Genomic DNA, 13,897 nt, shown 5'->3' with positions numbered 1-13,897 from the left:
TGAGCCGGTGAACGGAAGGAAGAAAGGCGGAAGCGGATTCGGAGTCGTGCGGACCGTGGTGCTGGCGGTCGCACTGGGGGTGCTGGCCTTTTCCGGCTGGCAGCTCTTCCAGATCTTTCATGTGTACCGCGAGAGCGGAAAGGAGTACGCGCGGCTGGCAGATTCCTATACCGCGCCGGCCGAATCGATTCCGGCGGTTTCCGACGGGACTTCGCCGGGAACGCCGGCCCAGACGCCGCCCTACCCGGACATCGAGGACGCCGAGCCGCCGCTGACTGTGGACTGGAACAAGCTGAAGTCGATCAACCCGGAGATTGTGGGCTGGCTCTATATCGACGCGCAGCCGAAGATCAGCTATCCGATCTGCCAGGCAAAGGACAACGATTACTATCTGCACCGGACCTTTGAGCGGCAGGATCTGTTCGCCGGCGCGATCTTCATGGACTTCCACAATGCGTCGGATTTCTCAGACCCGGATTCCATCGTGTATGGGCACAACATGAAGAACGGAAGCATGTTCGGGATGCTGAAGTACGTGGCGGATCAGTATGAGGAGCATCCGTACTTCTGGATTCTGACGCCGGAGGGAAATTACCGCTACCATATTTATTCTATCATGTCCACTGCTGCGGAATCGGACGTCTACACGCTGTATTCAGGCGGAGACGATTCCTTTCTCGCATGGGAAAAGAAACTTCAGGCAGGATCGGAGGTCAAAAACGAGCTTCCGCTTTATAAAACGGACAAGACCGTCATTCTGAGCACCTGCACGTCGGACAGCAATGTGCGGAAGGTGGTCATCGGGAAGTGCGTTTCATCCGTGCGCCCGGAGAAGAAGACGACGCCGGCTCCGACGCCGTCTGCCGCGCCCTCCGACGGCGTCTACGAAGGGGATGATGCGGCGGGGCAGACCGGTTAAGAAAGGCTGCGGAGGAGCGATTAAAACAGAATCATGTGTGCGGCGCCTCCGCTTCCGGCCGATCCGGCCGGGGGACGGAGGCGCCGTCTTTGGAAGGGAGGGAGCATCATGACATACGAGGAACAGATCGGGGAACTGCAGAAGATCGTCGACACGCATCAGCGCATTGTGTTTTTCGGAGGGGCGGGCGTCTCCACGGAGAGCGGGATTCCGGATTTCCGGAGTCAGGACGGTCTCTATCACCAGCAGTACGCCTATCCGCCGGAAACCATCATCAGCCACAGCTTTTTCCTTCAGAACACGGAGGAATTTTACCGTTTTTATAAGGATAAGATGCTGATTCTCGATGTGGAACCGAACCCGGCCCACAGAAAGCTGGCCGAGCTGGAACGGGCCGGAAAACTGAAGGCGGTGGTCACGCAGAACATCGACGGACTTCATCAGAAGGCCGGGAGCCGGCGTGTATACGAGCTGCACGGATCGATTCACCGCAACCACTGTCTTCGCTGCGGAAAGTTCTTTGATGCGGCGTATGTGAAGGCCGCGCCGGGCGTGCCGCGCTGCGACGAGTGCGGCGGGCTTGTGAAGCCGGACGTGGTGCTCTACGAGGAAGGGCTGGACCAGGCGTGCGTCGAAGGCGCGGTCAACGCGATCCGTGACGCGGACTGTCTGATGATCAGCGGCACGTCTCTGGTGGTCTATCCTGCCGCGGGCCTCATCGATTATTTCCGGGGCGACCGGATGGTTCTGATCAACAAGTCGGCGACCTCAAGGGACAGAAGCGCGGATCTTGTGATTTCCGCGCCGATCGGAGATGTTCTCTCGAAGATACAGGTGAGATGAACCGGCGCGATTCCCGCTGCAAAAGCGTTCGATCTTATTCTTGTCAGAAACGGAAGCGCATGGTATACTTGACACCCGTGAGAGTTTTAACAGTTCCTTGTCTTCCGCCCGAAGCGGAAGGCCAAAGGCCATAAGGAGGAAATTGACATGACAACGAAGTACGAACTTGCACTCGTCATCAGCGCCAAACTCGATGATGATACGCGCGCGGCCGTTCTTGAGAAGGCCAAGAACTACATCACCCGTTTCGGAGGCACGGTCGGCGAGACAGAGGAATGGGGCAAGCGGAAGCTGGCTTATGAGATCCAGAAGGTGACGGAAGCCTACTACTATTTCATCCAGTTCACTTCCGACGATTCCGATACGCCGAATCAGCTGGAAGGCCGGATGAGAATCATGGACAACGTGCTGAGATATCTGGTCGTCCGCAAGGACAACGATACCTTCTCCGTTGCTCCGGAGAAGACGGAAGCGCCGGCTAAGGAGGAGGCTCCGAAGGAAGAGGCTCCGGCTGAGGAGAGCAAGGAGCAGGCTCCGGCGGAAGAGGCCGCGGCCGAGGCACCGGCTGAGCAGTAAGCACCGGAAGCTCAAGGCGGCTCCCCGCTCACAGCCACCCGAGAACATTCATTTGATCGAATGAGGTACGACGATGAACACTGTGATTATGATGGGACGTCTGACAAGAGATCCGGAAATCCGCTATTCCACGGGCGAGAGCGCAACCGCGATCGCTCACTACAGACTGGCCGTCGACCGGCGCTTCAAACGGGACGGACAGCCGGAGGCGGACTTCTTCGACTGTGTCGCCTTCGGGCGGCAGGCAGAATTCGCTGAAAAATATCTTCATCAGGGAACCAAGATGGTAATTCAGGGAAGACTGCAGAACGATAACTATCAGGACAAGGACGGCCGGACCGTTTACAGAAACCAGATCGTGATCGAGAACCAGGAATTTGCCGAGAGCAAGTCAGTCTCCCAGGCGAACAGCGCGGCCTACCGCGCGTCGGCTGACCCGGCCGCTTCAGCGGCCAGACCGAAGGCGAAGACGGCGGCCGCTCCCGAGGATCCGGGCGACGGTTTCATGAATATTCCGGACAGCATCGACGAGGAGCTTCCGTTCAACTGAACGACGCGCCCCGGGAAGATAAAGGAGAAAGAACATGGCATACCAGAAATCGAACAGTGAAGGCGGATTCAGAAGAAAAGGCGGCTTCCACAGAAGAAAGAAAGTCTGCGTCTTCTGCGGCAAGGACAACGAGATCAGCTACAAGGATGTCAACAAGCTGAAGAGATATATCTCCGAGCGCGGCAAGATCCTTCCGAGACGGATCACGGGCAACTGCGCGAAGCATCAGCGCGAGCTGACCACGGCGATCAAGCGTGCACGCCATCTTGCGATCCTCCCGTATGTACAGGACTGATTTTTCATGGTATAATCGAACCGTCATTACCGGTGTGTAATGGCGGTTCTTTTTTCGCATTCCCGCGCAGAAGCGGCGGCGGAACCGCTGTTCGCATATGTCCGGGAGAAGCCGGATGGGCCGCGTCAGATGAACAGTCTTAACGAGGAATGACGTCTTTGGGAACATTTTGAGAGGGCCCATGCACATGAAGCATCTGAAAGTGACAGGAAAGCTGAAGAGTTATCTGCAATGGCCGCTTGCGCTGATTTCACTCTGGGCGGTTCTTGTTGTCTTTCTTTATATCCGAGTCGGAACAAAGGCCGGTACCGCCGGCCTTGTTTTCATGCTGATCTATGTGCTGCTTGTGTTTCTGATCTATCTTTCGGGCGCGCCGCGGCTGGCGAACGAGATGATCACCTTCGCGACGGAGTACGGTCAGGTTCAGAAGAAAATGCTGCAGGAGTTTTCACTTCCCTACGCGCTTCTGGACGAGGACGGCCGCTTCCTCTGGATGAACGACGAGTTCATCGCGCTGTCGGGCAGGGACCGCCACTATCACAAGCATATCACCGTGCTGTTTCCCGAGCTGAGACAGGAGAGCGTCCTGGAGGGAGATTCGACCGGAACCGCCCGCGTGGAGAAAAACGGACGCATCTTCCGGGCTGAATTCCGGCGGATTCAGGTCGATGAGATGCTGGATGACCGGAGCGAGTTTTCCGCGGATGACAATGACTGTCTGATTGCCGTCTGCCTCTTCGATGAGACGGATTTCTCCCGCCTGTCGGATGAGCGGGAGGCCAATAAGCCGGTCGTCGGCATCCTCTGCCTCGACAACTACGACGAAGTGATGGAAGGCGTTGAGGAGGTCAGACGGTCCCTTCTGCTGGCGCTGGTGGAGCGGAAGATCGACCGCTACTTCACCGAGGTCGACGGAATCGTGAAAAGGCAGGGCAATGACCGCTACTTCTTCATGATGCCGAAGAAGTCTCTTGACGAGTGCGAGGAATCCCGTTTCACCATTCTGGACGACGTGAAGACCGTGAACATCGGGAACGAGCTGTCCCTGACCCTCTCGGCCGGCATCGGCGTCGGGTCGAATTCCTACCTTCAGAACATGGACGCGGCGACCGCAGCGATGGAACTCGCACTCGGACGGGGCGGCGATCAGGTTGTGGTCAAGGACGGATACCGGACCCGTTTCTTCGGCGGCAAGACGGAATCGACCGAAAAGATGACCCGTGTGAAGGCGAGAGTCAAGGCCCACGCGCTCAAGGAGATCATCGACAGCAAGGACCGCGTCGTGGTGATGGGACACAAGCTGATGGATATCGACGCGCTCGGCGCCGCGATCGGCGTCTGCCGGGCCGCGAAGACGGTCGGGAAGGCCGTGCACATCGTGGCGGACGACGTGTCCGATTCCGTGCTTCCGACGATGCAGCTCTTCCGCGATGACCCGGAGTACGGGGAGGACTTCTTCGTCAACCGGGAGAAGGCGGCTTCGCTGACCGGCTCGGACACCGTGCTCGTCGTGGTCGATACGAATAAGTCGGGCTACATCACCTGCAAGGATCTGCTGGGGCTCACCAACACGATCGTCGTGCTGGACCATCACCGCCAGGGCAGCGACCGGATTCAGAACGCCGTCCTGTCCTACATCGAGCCGTACGCGTCGAGCACCTGCGAGATGGTGGCGGAGGTGCTGCAGTACTTTGACGACTCCCTGAAGCTCCGCAGCGTCGAGGCGGATGCCATGTACGCGGGGATCGTCATCGACACGAACAATTTCGTCACCCGGACCGGCGTCCGGACCTTCGAGGCGGCCGCCTATCTGAGACGGTGCGGCGCGGATGTGACCCGCGTGAGGAAGCTTTTCCGGGACAACATGGAGGATCTGCGGGCCAAGGCGCAGACGGTCGCCAACGCGGAAATCTTCGAAGGCATCTACGCGATTTCCGTCTGCCCCAGCAGGGGCGTGCATTCGCCGACCGTGGTCTCCGCACAGGCGGCCAACGAGCTGCTCGACGTCGTCGGCATCAAGGCTTCCTTCGTGCTGACGGATTACAATGAACAGATCTACATCAGCGCCCGGGCCATCGATGAAGTCAACGTTCAGCTGATCATGGAGCGGCTCGGAGGCGGCGGCCATCTCAACATCGCCGGCGCCCAGCTTCCCGACTACACCGTGGAAGAGGCCTTGAAGCTGCTGAAAGATACGATCAAACAGATGAAAGAAGAAGGAGAGATCTGATATGAAGGTGATTTTACTGGAAGATGTCAAGTCGCTGGGACGGAAGGGCGAGGTCGTGAATGCAAGCGACGGCTACGCGCGCAACATGCTGCTGCCGAAAAAGCTTGCCGTGGCGGCGACGGACAGCAATATGAAGGATCTGGCCGCGAAGAAGCGCGGCGAGGAGAAGCTGGCGAAGGAACAGAAGGAAGCCGCCGAGGCGCTGAAGGCGAATCTTGAGGCGAAGCCGGTGACGGTGTCGATCCGGGTCGGTGAGAGCGGCAAGACGTTCGGTTCTGTCTCCTCGAAGGAACTCGCGGAAGCGGTGAAGGAGCAGCTCGGCATCGAGGTGGACCGGAAGAAGATGAATCTCGCGCAGCCGATCCGCGAGCTCGGCACCACGACGGTGGAGATCCGGCTGCATCCTCAGGTGTCCGCGTCTCTCCGCGTGAACGTCACGGAAGCCTGATCGATGGACGAGGCATTAACCCGGCGGGTTCCGCCTCACAGCGAGGAAGCGGAACGCTCTGTGATCGGCTCGATGGTGATGAGCGGCGAGGCCGCGATGGCGGCCGAGGAGATGCTGACCGGCGACGACTTCTACGACCGGCAGCTCGGCGCGGTGTTCGAGACGATGAAAGCGCTGAGCGACGCGCGGAAGCCCATCGATCTCATCACGCTGAAGGAAGCGCTCGAGAAACAGAACCTTCCCGAAGACGTGAAGAACATGGAGTTCATGAAGGAGATCCTCGCGTCGCTGCCGACCTCGGCCAACGTCCGGGAGTACGCGGAGATCGTCCGGGACAAGGCGACGCTCCGGAGGCTGATCAGCGCGGCGTCCGAGGTGGAGCAGGACTGCTACCGCCAGCAGAAGGAGACGCAGGAGATCCTCGACGACGCGGAGAAGACGATGTTTCAGGTTCTCCAGCAGCGCTCGACGGAGAGCTATGTCCCGGTGAAGGACGTGGTCTACAATGCGCTGGAAGCGATTTCCGCGGCGGCCCGTTCGAAGAGCCACATCACCGGACTGGAGACCGGCTTTCTTGATCTGGACTACAAGACCTCCGGCTTCCAGAATTCGGATTTCATTCTGGTCGCTGCGCGTCCTTCGATGGGAAAGACTGCGTTCGTCCTCAACATCGTGCAGTACATGGCGCTTCGGAAAAACTGGCCCTGCGCGGTCTTCTCGCTGGAGATGTCCAGCGAGTCGCTGATGAACCGTCTGCTTTCGCTCGAATCCCATGTGGATTCCCAGAAGATCCGAACAGGCAAGATGAACGATGAGGAGTGGACGAAGCTGGTGGAGGCTTCCGGCGTGATCGCGGACTCCAAGATCATCATTGACAATACACCCGGCATCACGCTGCAGGAGCTGCGGTCGAAGGCGAGAAAATTCAAGATCGATATGGATATCAGGATCATCTTTATCGATTACCTTCAGCTGATGGCGGGCAGTGGAAAACGGGGCGAGAACCGCCAGCAGGAGATCTCGGATATCTCCCGCGGACTCAAGGGACTCGCCCGCGAACTCAATATCCCGGTGGTCGCGCTTTCCCAGCTGAACCGCAGCGCGGAGACGCGTGACGATCACCGGCCGATGCTCTCGGATCTCCGGGAATCCGGCGCCATCGAGCAGGACGCTGACGTGGTGATGTTCATCTACCGGGACGATTACTACAACAAGGATACGGAAGAGAAGAACATCGCGGAGATCATCATCGCGAAGCAGAGAAACGGTCCGATCGGCACGACGAAGCTGGTCTGGCTGCCCGAATACACGAAGTTTGCCAACATGAAGAAGTGAGGAGAGCCATGTACACAATCGAAGACATTGAGAGAACCGACCCGGAGATTGCAGGACTGATTCAGGCGGAGATCGACCGGCAGAATTCCCATCTGGAGCTGATCGCATCCGAGAACTGGGCCAGCAAGGCCGTGATGTCCGCGCTTGGCAGCGTGCTGACCAACAAGTACGCGGAAGGCTATCCGGGGCACCGCTATTACGGCGGATGCGAGTGCGTCGATCAGATCGAGGATCTTGCGCGGGAACGCGCGAAAAAGCTGTTCGGCTGCACCTATGCGAATGTACAGCCCCATTCCGGCGCGCAGGCCAATATGGCGGTCTTCTACGCCCTCCTGAAGCCCGGCGATACCTTTATGGGGATGAGACTGGACGAAGGAGGCCATCTTTCCCACGGATCATCGGCCAACATCTCGGGCAGCTATTTCCATCAGGTGCCCTACGGCGTGAACGCGGACGGCTGGATCGATTATGACGCCTGCGAGCGGATCGCGAAGGAATGCCATCCGAAGATGATCATCGGCGGTGCGAGCGCCTACTGCCGCATCATCGATTTCAAGCGGCTGCGAGAGATCGCCGACGAGGTCGGCGCGTATCTGGTCGTCGATATGGCCCACATCGCCGGGCTGGTGGCGGCGGGACAGCATCCGAGTCCGATCCCCTACGCCCATGTCACGACGACCACGACGCATAAGACGCTGCGCGGACCCCGCGGCGGTATGATTCTGAGCAGCGCGGAGTTCGCGAAGGAGCACGGGCTTGACAAGGCGATCTTCCCCGGCACGCAGGGCGGACCGCAGATGCACTCCATCGCGGCGAAGGCCGTGATGCTGAAGGAGGACATGCAGCCGTCCTTCATCGAGTACGGGAAGCAGGTCGTAAGGAACGCGAAAGCGCTTGCGGCAGGACTGATGAGCAGGGGCGTGAAGATCGTCACCGGAGGAACGGACAACCATCTGATGCTGATCGATCTCAAGGATACCGAGCTCACCGGAAAGGAGCTCGAGAACCGGCTTGACCGCGCACACATCACGGCGAACAAGAATACGGTTCCGGGCGAGCCTCGCTCTCCGTTCGTCACGTCCGGCGTCCGTCTCGGCACGTCGGCTGTAACGACCCGCGGACTTGATGAAAAGGATATGGACCGGCTTGCAGAAGCGATCGCACTTGTTGTACAATCGGAGGATCAGATTTTGCAGGCGCGCGAAATTGTCCGCGGCCTGACGGAGCGGTATCCGCTGGAGGCGTAAAGGATATGATGAATCGCAACACCCAGAGAGTCGTCGTCGCCGTTATCGCCGTCATCCTTGCCGTGATGATGGTGCTGACCCTGATCACACCGATGATGAGCTGACGATGCGGACGATTCTTGTAGCCGGCTCGATCGCCCTCGGGGCGGAGGACCGGTGGATGAAAACAAGGGAGGGAGAGCTGCGGAAGCGCTTCTCCTCCTTTTTCGCGTACGCGCAGCGGCACAGTCCGCAGCGGGTCGGGTGGGATCAGGTGAGACAGGCGGTAGAAGCGCACGGATCATGGACGGATCCCGTCCGGTCCGGTGCGCTCGGCTGTCTCCGGGAGCTGGCGTCCGCGCGGCGCTCGCACCCTCCCCTGATCAGACCGTCTGACGGAACCGTTTTCCTGCCGATGGGGCGGGACGGATTCTTCGCCGCCCTCTGGGCGCTGAACGAGCTCTGCGGATGCGGATGCGACATCGATCTCGAGGCGGTGCCGGTCCGGCAGGAGACGATCGAGTTCTGTGAATATTTCGGAGCGGATCCGTACGGGGAAGATTCCTCCGGCGCGGTGATGCTCGCCGCGGAGGAAGGAGAGACGCTGCTGGCCGGTCTCCTTGAGGAGGGAGTGCCGGCCTCGAGGATTGGATTCCAGACTAAGCGCAGGGCGGGCGTCATCCGGTGCCGCGGCCGGGTCCGCTGTCTGGACCGTCCGCCGGGATGGTGAACCGCCTCTCCGCCGGATCAGAAAGCCCTGGGAAGCGGGGCCGCGTATGAAACGCGGTCCGCTTCCCAGGGCTTTTTTCGCGGTCAGGCGAGATCCAGCGTGAAGACGACCTCTGTGCCGACATGCACCGTGCTGACGATACTGATTTTCTGTCCGTGGGCGTTCAGGATTTCCTTCACGATGGGAAGCCCGAGCCCGATGCCGGTCTTGTCCATTCCGCGTGACGCGTCCGTCTTGTAGAAGCGGTCCCAGACCCTCGGAAGATCCTCTGAGCGGATGCCGCAGCCCTCGTCCTTCACGGAAACATAGCACCGTCCGTGCCGGACCGCCGTCTTCAGCCGGATCGCGGAGCCTTTCGGGCTGAATTTGACCGCGTTGTCCAGCAGGTTGAAAAGGACTTCCGCGATGCGCGGCTCGTCAGCCCGGACCGGAAGCTGCGGCTCGTCCATCCGGAGCTCGATGGAGATCCGTTTGCGGCGGCAGACGCCCTCGAAGGCTTCCGCGCTCTGACGCAGCAGACGGTTGATGTCGAAGTCGGAGAGATGCAGGGCCATCCGCCCTTCGTCCATCGTGTTGAGATCCAGAATGGAGGACGTCAGCTTCATCAGACGGTCCGTCTCGTCGGAGATGATGCGCAGATAGCGGTCATACAGCCCGGGCGGGATCGTTCCGTCGCGCATGGCTTCGGTGTAGCCGCGGATGGACGTGAGGGGCGAGCGGAAATCATGACTCACATTCGACAGGAAGTGCTTCTGGCTGTCGCTCCCTTTCTGCAGCTCCGCCGCCATGAAATTGATCGACTCCGCCAGCGGGGCCATCTCGCCGCCGCTGCGAACGTCGATCCGTGTCTCCAGTCTGCCGGATGCGATGTCGCGGACGCCGGCCCGGATCCGGTCGAGAGGACGGCGGATCCGGAGCGAAAGGAACAGAAGCAGACAGCCGGCCAGCGCCAGCGTGATGCCCGTGATCAGATAGAGAACGTTCATCTGGCGCGCGCAGGCGGCCTCAAGGAGGGAGAACGGTTTGCAGACGGCGATATAGCCCACGGTATTCATCTCAAAGGTGACCGGGACGAGCACGTTGAGATGATCAGAGGAATAGACGCCGAAGAAACGGCTGATTTCGTAATAGGAGGGGCCGAATTTCGCGTAATCGAAGCCGGAAAGCGGCGTGGAACGGTTCCGGCTGAACGGCTCCGCGGATGACAGCCGGAGATTTCCCGCTTCGTCGAGCAGGAAAATATCGGCCTGTTCGCCGCTGGCGACGGTTTTCAGGACGTCATAGAGATGGCGGAGGGATTTCCGGCCGTTCGCGATGTCCTCCGCGTAGTCGTCCGACAGCGCGGAGATACCCCTGTAGTACTGATCGGTCTGATCCTGCGCCTGCTGATCGAGCAGAAGGCGCGGGCCGAGCTGCGACGCAGTGAGAAAACAGACCAGGACCAGCAGCAGCCAGGAGACAAGAAGACGAAGATGCGGTGAATGGTTCATGCGCGGTACTCAAAGCGGTAGCCGATGCCCCAGACGGTGCCGATCGACCAGCGGTCGCTGCCCTTGATTTTTTCTCTCAGCCGTTTGATATGGACGTCAACCGTCCGCGTATCGCCTACATACTCATAGCCCCAGATATGGTCAAGCAGCTGCTCGCGGGTGAATACCTGGTTCGGCTGGGAGGCGAGGAAGTAGAGAAGCTCCAGTTCCTTGGGGGGCATATCCACCTTTTTCCCGTTGTAGGTCACGGTGTAGTTCGTGAGATTGACCGTCAGTCCCGGATACTGGACGGATTTCAGGCCGCTCGGCGCGGTGGGAGCGGCCGGAGCCGCGCCGCGGCCGCGGTAGCGGCGCAGCACGGCCTTCACGCGTGCGATCAGCTCTTTTGCGTCGAAGGGCTTGATGATATAATCATCGGCGCCCAGCTCGAGACCGAGCACCTTGTCGAAGGTTTCGCCCTTCGCGGAGAGCATGATGATCGGCGTCTCTTTTGTCTGACGTACTTCACGGCAGACCTCGTAGCCGTCCTTTCCGGGCAGCATGAGGTCGAGGATAATCAGGTCAGGATTGAAGCTTTTCACCTTTTCCAGCGCCTCGACGCCGTCCGAGGCGGTCTCCGTGCGGTACATCTCCTTTGTCAGATAAAGAGAGATGAGTTCAGCAGTGTTCTCGTCATCATCCACAACTAGTATTTTCTGCTGTTCCTCCATAATCCGCTCCTCCCCCGTTGTTTGGATGCGCCTGTTCTGCCAGTCAGCGCAGTTTCGCAATCGTCACGCCCGCGTCGCCCTCGCCGTACTCGCCGAGCCGGAAGGACGCGACATGCCTGTTGCGTTTCAAAAACTGATGGACGCCCTTTCTCAGAGCGCCGGTGCCCTTGCCGTGAACGATGCGTACCTGCTCGAGATGGGCGATGGCAGCATCGTCGAGATACTTGTCCAGCTCCGCGCAGGCCTCGTCGACGGTCTTGCCGAGCAGGTTGATCTCCGGGCTCACGGCCATCGACTTCGCCATACTGATCCGGCCGGAGGAGGTGCGTTTGAGACCGGGCGCCGTGATTTCCTCCTCTTCCACGGGAATCAGATCGTCGAGCCGCACCTTCGTACGCATGATGCCGAGCGTGACGAAGAGAAAGCCCTTTCCGTCCGGCAGCGTGCTGACCGTGCCGGTGAGACCGAGACTGATGACCTTCACGCGGTCCCCGACGTGGATGTCCGAGGCGGTCATACGGCCCTTTTCACGGGACGCGCTGCTGATCTGCTTCACATTCCGTCCGAGCTCGTCCATCCGGTTCCGGAGCCGCGTGCGTTCCTGCTCCATCTCCCGCGTGTTGCCGCCGTGCTTCTGGTACCAGCTGATGGTCTTGTCCGCGTAGTCCTTGGCTTCCTTGAGGATCCGCCGGGCTTCTTCGGAGGAATCGGAGAGCATGTTCCGCTTCCTTGAGGTCAGCTCCTGCTCCTTTTTGGCCAGCGATTTCCGGAGCGTCTCCAGCTCCTCGCGGGTGCGTTCCACACCGGCCTTTTCCTGCTCCAGCTCCGTTCTCTGCTTCTCAAGACCGGAAATCACGTCCTCAAAGGAAACATCGGCCTCGCTCAGAAGCGAACGGGCATGGCGGATGATGTCGTCGCCGAGCCCCAGCTTTTTCGAGATGGCGAAGGCATTGCTCTTTCCGGGTACGCCGATGAGCAGCCGATAGGTGGGAGAGAGCGTCTCCACGTCGAATTCGCAGCATGCGTTTTCCACGCCGGGCGTCCGGAGTGCGTAGATCTTGATCTCACTGTAATGGGTCGTCGCCATCGTGCGGATGCCGCGCTGATGCAGAAAGTCGAGAATCGAGATCGCCAGCGCCGCGCCCTCGGTGGGATCGGTGCCGGCGCCCAGCTCGTCGAAGAGAACCAGCGAATCCTCGTCCGCCTGCTTCAGGAAGGACACGACATTTGTCATATGAGAGGAAAATGTCGACAGAGACTGCTCGATGCTCTGTTCGTCCCCGATATCCGCGTAGACCTCACGGAAGACAGAGATCCGGCTGCGGTCCGCGGCCGGGATATGCAGCCCGGCGAGCGCCATCAGCGTCAGCAGTCCCGTCGTCTTCAGGGAGACCGTCTTGCCGCCGGTATTCGGACCCGTGACGACGAGAAGATCGAAGTCTTCTCCCAGACGGATATCGATGGGGACGGCCTTCTTCTTCGGGATCAGCGGGTGACGCGCCCGCCGGATGTCGATCACGCCGTCGACGGCGATCAGCGGACGGGTCGCGTTCTGATCGAGCGCAAGACGGGCGCGGGCGAAGATGAAATCCAGAGCGGTCATCATGTCGTAATCGGTGCGGATCAGGCCGGTCTTTCCGGCCAGCCCTTCCGACAGACGGGCGAGGATGACCTGAATTTCCTGCGCCTCCTTCGCTTCCAGTTCCCGGATCTCGTTGTTCAGCCGCACGACCGAGGCGGGCTCGATGTAGACGGTGGAGCCGGCCCGGCTCGTATCATGGATGATACCGGAAACCTGAGAACGGAACTCGTTTTTCACCGGCACGCAGTACCGCCCGTCCCGCGTCGTGATCAGCGCGTCCTGAAGGTAGGAAGACTGGGATGCGATGATCCTTGTCAGCTCGGTGTGAATCCGGTCGCCGGCCGCGCGTATGCTTCGCCGGATCGACCGGAGCGCAGACGACGCGTCATCCGCGATCTCATCCTCGGAGAGAATGCAGCGCCGGATCTCCGCCACTTCGGAGGCAAGCGGATCCAGCGCCTGAAACATCGGAGTCAGGATATCTTCCGCGTCCTCGTCCCGGTCGCGCTTCGCCCAGGCGCGCACGACGGCTGTGTTCTCGAGAAGTTTCGCGATCTCCAGCAGCTCGTGAATGCCGAGGGCGCTGCCGATTTCCAGCCGCCGGAGCGACGCACGGACGTCGTAGGTGCTTCCGAAGGAGACACTGCCCTTCTTCAGGATCCGCTCCACGGCCGCGGCGGTCTCATCCTGCATCCGGTTGATCTCCGCGGGAGAATCGAGCGGGACGAGCGCGCGACAGAGCTCTTTCCCGGGCTGGGAGGAGGCCAGAGCCGCCAGCTGCCCGATGATTTTGTCAAATTCGAGTGTATGTAAGGCTTTTTCATTCATACGCCTATCATACACGTTTCAGCATCGGCCGGAAAGAGAATCTTCGTAATAAAGTCATCGTTTGTTCATATGTAATCGGCAATTCCGTTCTAAAATAATAACTTCAGGGTGAACATATGCGCCGCCGCAAGAGAC

General features: G+C 59.8%; 12 protein-coding genes and 1 pseudogene. 10 read left to right on the top strand and 3 right to left on the bottom strand.

Annotated features, from left to right (window positions below; genetic code table 11):
* The first annotated feature begins 7 nt into the window (after window positions 1-7).
* The 10 genes and pseudogenes from G4C92_RS04480 (at window position 8) to G4C92_RS04435 (ending at window position 9,152) form a co-directional block, all read left to right on the top strand.
* Window positions 8-919, top strand: coding sequence for a class B sortase (locus G4C92_RS04480; protein WP_274941395.1), 912 nt, complete (start codon window positions 8-10; stop codon window positions 917-919).
* 108 nt (window positions 920-1,027) lie between these two features.
* The gene (locus G4C92_RS04475; RefSeq protein WP_274941394.1) at window positions 1,028-1,762 is read left to right on the top strand and encodes an NAD-dependent protein deacylase; all 735 of its coding nucleotides are present in this window, start codon (window positions 1,028-1,030) and stop codon (window positions 1,760-1,762) included.
* Window positions 1,763-1,909: 147 nt separating this feature from the next.
* A pseudogene (gene rpsF / locus G4C92_RS04470) lies at window positions 1,910-2,197 on the top strand (30S ribosomal protein S6); the annotation flags it as partial.
* A gap of 214 nt (window positions 2,198-2,411) precedes the next feature.
* Window positions 2,412-2,888 (top strand): single-stranded DNA-binding protein, encoded by a 477-nt coding sequence (locus G4C92_RS04465; RefSeq protein WP_274941393.1) that lies wholly within the window; start codon window positions 2,412-2,414, stop codon window positions 2,886-2,888.
* Between the two features lie 34 nt (window positions 2,889-2,922).
* A complete protein-coding gene (gene rpsR / locus G4C92_RS04460; RefSeq protein ID WP_274941392.1) occupies window positions 2,923-3,183 on the top strand; it encodes a 30S ribosomal protein S18 in 261 nt (86 codons plus the stop codon).
* Between the two features lie 181 nt (window positions 3,184-3,364).
* Window positions 3,365-5,413 (top strand): GGDEF domain-containing protein, encoded by a 2,049-nt coding sequence (locus G4C92_RS04455; RefSeq protein WP_274941391.1) that lies wholly within the window; start codon window positions 3,365-3,367, stop codon window positions 5,411-5,413.
* Between the two features lies 1 nt (window position 5,414).
* Complete coding sequence (gene rplI / locus G4C92_RS04450; protein WP_274941390.1) at window positions 5,415-5,861, top strand: 50S ribosomal protein L9; 447 nt, start codon at window positions 5,415-5,417, stop codon at window positions 5,859-5,861.
* A 3-nt stretch (window positions 5,862-5,864) separates the two neighbouring features.
* Window positions 5,865-7,196: a replicative DNA helicase gene (dnaB, locus tag G4C92_RS04445; protein WP_274941389.1), complete on the top strand. Its 1,332-nt coding sequence runs from the start codon at window positions 5,865-5,867 to the stop codon at window positions 7,194-7,196.
* 8 nt (window positions 7,197-7,204) lie between these two features.
* Window positions 7,205-8,443 (top strand): serine hydroxymethyltransferase, encoded by a 1,239-nt coding sequence (locus G4C92_RS04440; RefSeq protein WP_274941388.1) that lies wholly within the window; start codon window positions 7,205-7,207, stop codon window positions 8,441-8,443.
* A gap of 106 nt (window positions 8,444-8,549) precedes the next feature.
* Window positions 8,550-9,152: an AIR synthase-related protein gene (locus tag G4C92_RS04435; protein WP_274941387.1), complete on the top strand. Its 603-nt coding sequence runs from the start codon at window positions 8,550-8,552 to the stop codon at window positions 9,150-9,152.
* Between the two features lie 83 nt (window positions 9,153-9,235).
* On the opposite strand, the gene G4C92_RS04430 is transcribed toward G4C92_RS04435, so the two are convergent.
* Genes G4C92_RS04430 through G4C92_RS04420 form a run of 3 tightly spaced genes read right to left on the bottom strand, consistent with a single transcriptional unit; the run spans window position 9,236 to window position 13,762 of the window.
* The gene (locus G4C92_RS04430; RefSeq protein WP_274941386.1) at window positions 9,236-10,642 is read right to left on the bottom strand and encodes a sensor histidine kinase; all 1,407 of its coding nucleotides are present in this window, start codon (window positions 10,640-10,642) and stop codon (window positions 9,236-9,238) included.
* The gene (locus tag G4C92_RS04425) at window positions 10,639-11,352 is read right to left on the bottom strand and encodes a response regulator transcription factor (RefSeq protein WP_274941385.1); all 714 of its coding nucleotides are present in this window, start codon (window positions 11,350-11,352) and stop codon (window positions 10,639-10,641) included. Before G4C92_RS04425 ends, G4C92_RS04430 begins: the two co-directional genes overlap by 4 nt.
* 43 nt (window positions 11,353-11,395) lie before the next feature.
* Window positions 11,396-13,762 carry an endonuclease MutS2 gene (locus tag G4C92_RS04420; protein WP_274941384.1) on the bottom strand — a complete coding sequence of 789 codons (2,367 nt, stop codon included), beginning with the start codon at window positions 13,760-13,762 and terminating at the stop codon, window positions 11,396-11,398.
* Window positions 13,763-13,897 lie beyond the last annotated feature (135 nt).

The sequence above is a fragment of the Chordicoccus furentiruminis genome (assembly GCF_019355395.1).
In the GTDB taxonomy this organism is placed as follows: Bacteria; Bacillota; Clostridia; order Lachnospirales; family Lachnospiraceae; genus Chordicoccus; species Chordicoccus furentiruminis.
The sequence above is the reverse complement of the archived record's forward strand: the minus strand, read 5'-3'. Positions and strand labels throughout refer to the sequence as shown.

Bases quoted from the DNA above. Each gene is read 5' to 3' on its own strand.
- rpsR (WP_274941392.1), top strand. From the start codon at position 2,923: ATGGCATACCAGAAATCGAACAGTGAAGGCGGATTCAGAAGAAAAGGC.
- rplI (WP_274941390.1), top strand. From the start codon at position 5,415: ATGAAGGTGATTTTACTGGAAGATGTCAAGTCGCTGGGACGGAAGGGC.
- G4C92_RS04455 (WP_274941391.1), top strand. From the start codon at position 3,365: ATGCACATGAAGCATCTGAAAGTGACAGGAAAGCTGAAGAGTTATCTG.
- G4C92_RS04435 (WP_274941387.1), top strand. From the start codon at position 8,550: ATGCGGACGATTCTTGTAGCCGGCTCGATCGCCCTCGGGGCGGAGGAC.
- dnaB (WP_274941389.1), top strand. From the start codon at position 5,865: ATGGACGAGGCATTAACCCGGCGGGTTCCGCCTCACAGCGAGGAAGCG.
- G4C92_RS04420 (WP_274941384.1), bottom strand. From the start codon at position 13,762: ATGAATGAAAAAGCCTTACATACACTCGAATTTGACAAAATCATCGGG.
- G4C92_RS04440 (WP_274941388.1), top strand. From the start codon at position 7,205: ATGTACACAATCGAAGACATTGAGAGAACCGACCCGGAGATTGCAGGA.
- G4C92_RS04475 (WP_274941394.1), top strand. From the start codon at position 1,028: ATGACATACGAGGAACAGATCGGGGAACTGCAGAAGATCGTCGACACG.
- G4C92_RS04425 (WP_274941385.1), bottom strand. From the start codon at position 11,352: ATGGAGGAACAGCAGAAAATACTAGTTGTGGATGATGACGAGAACACT.
- G4C92_RS04430 (WP_274941386.1), bottom strand. From the start codon at position 10,642: ATGAACCATTCACCGCATCTTCGTCTTCTTGTCTCCTGGCTGCTGCTG.
- G4C92_RS04465 (WP_274941393.1), top strand. From the start codon at position 2,412: ATGAACACTGTGATTATGATGGGACGTCTGACAAGAGATCCGGAAATC.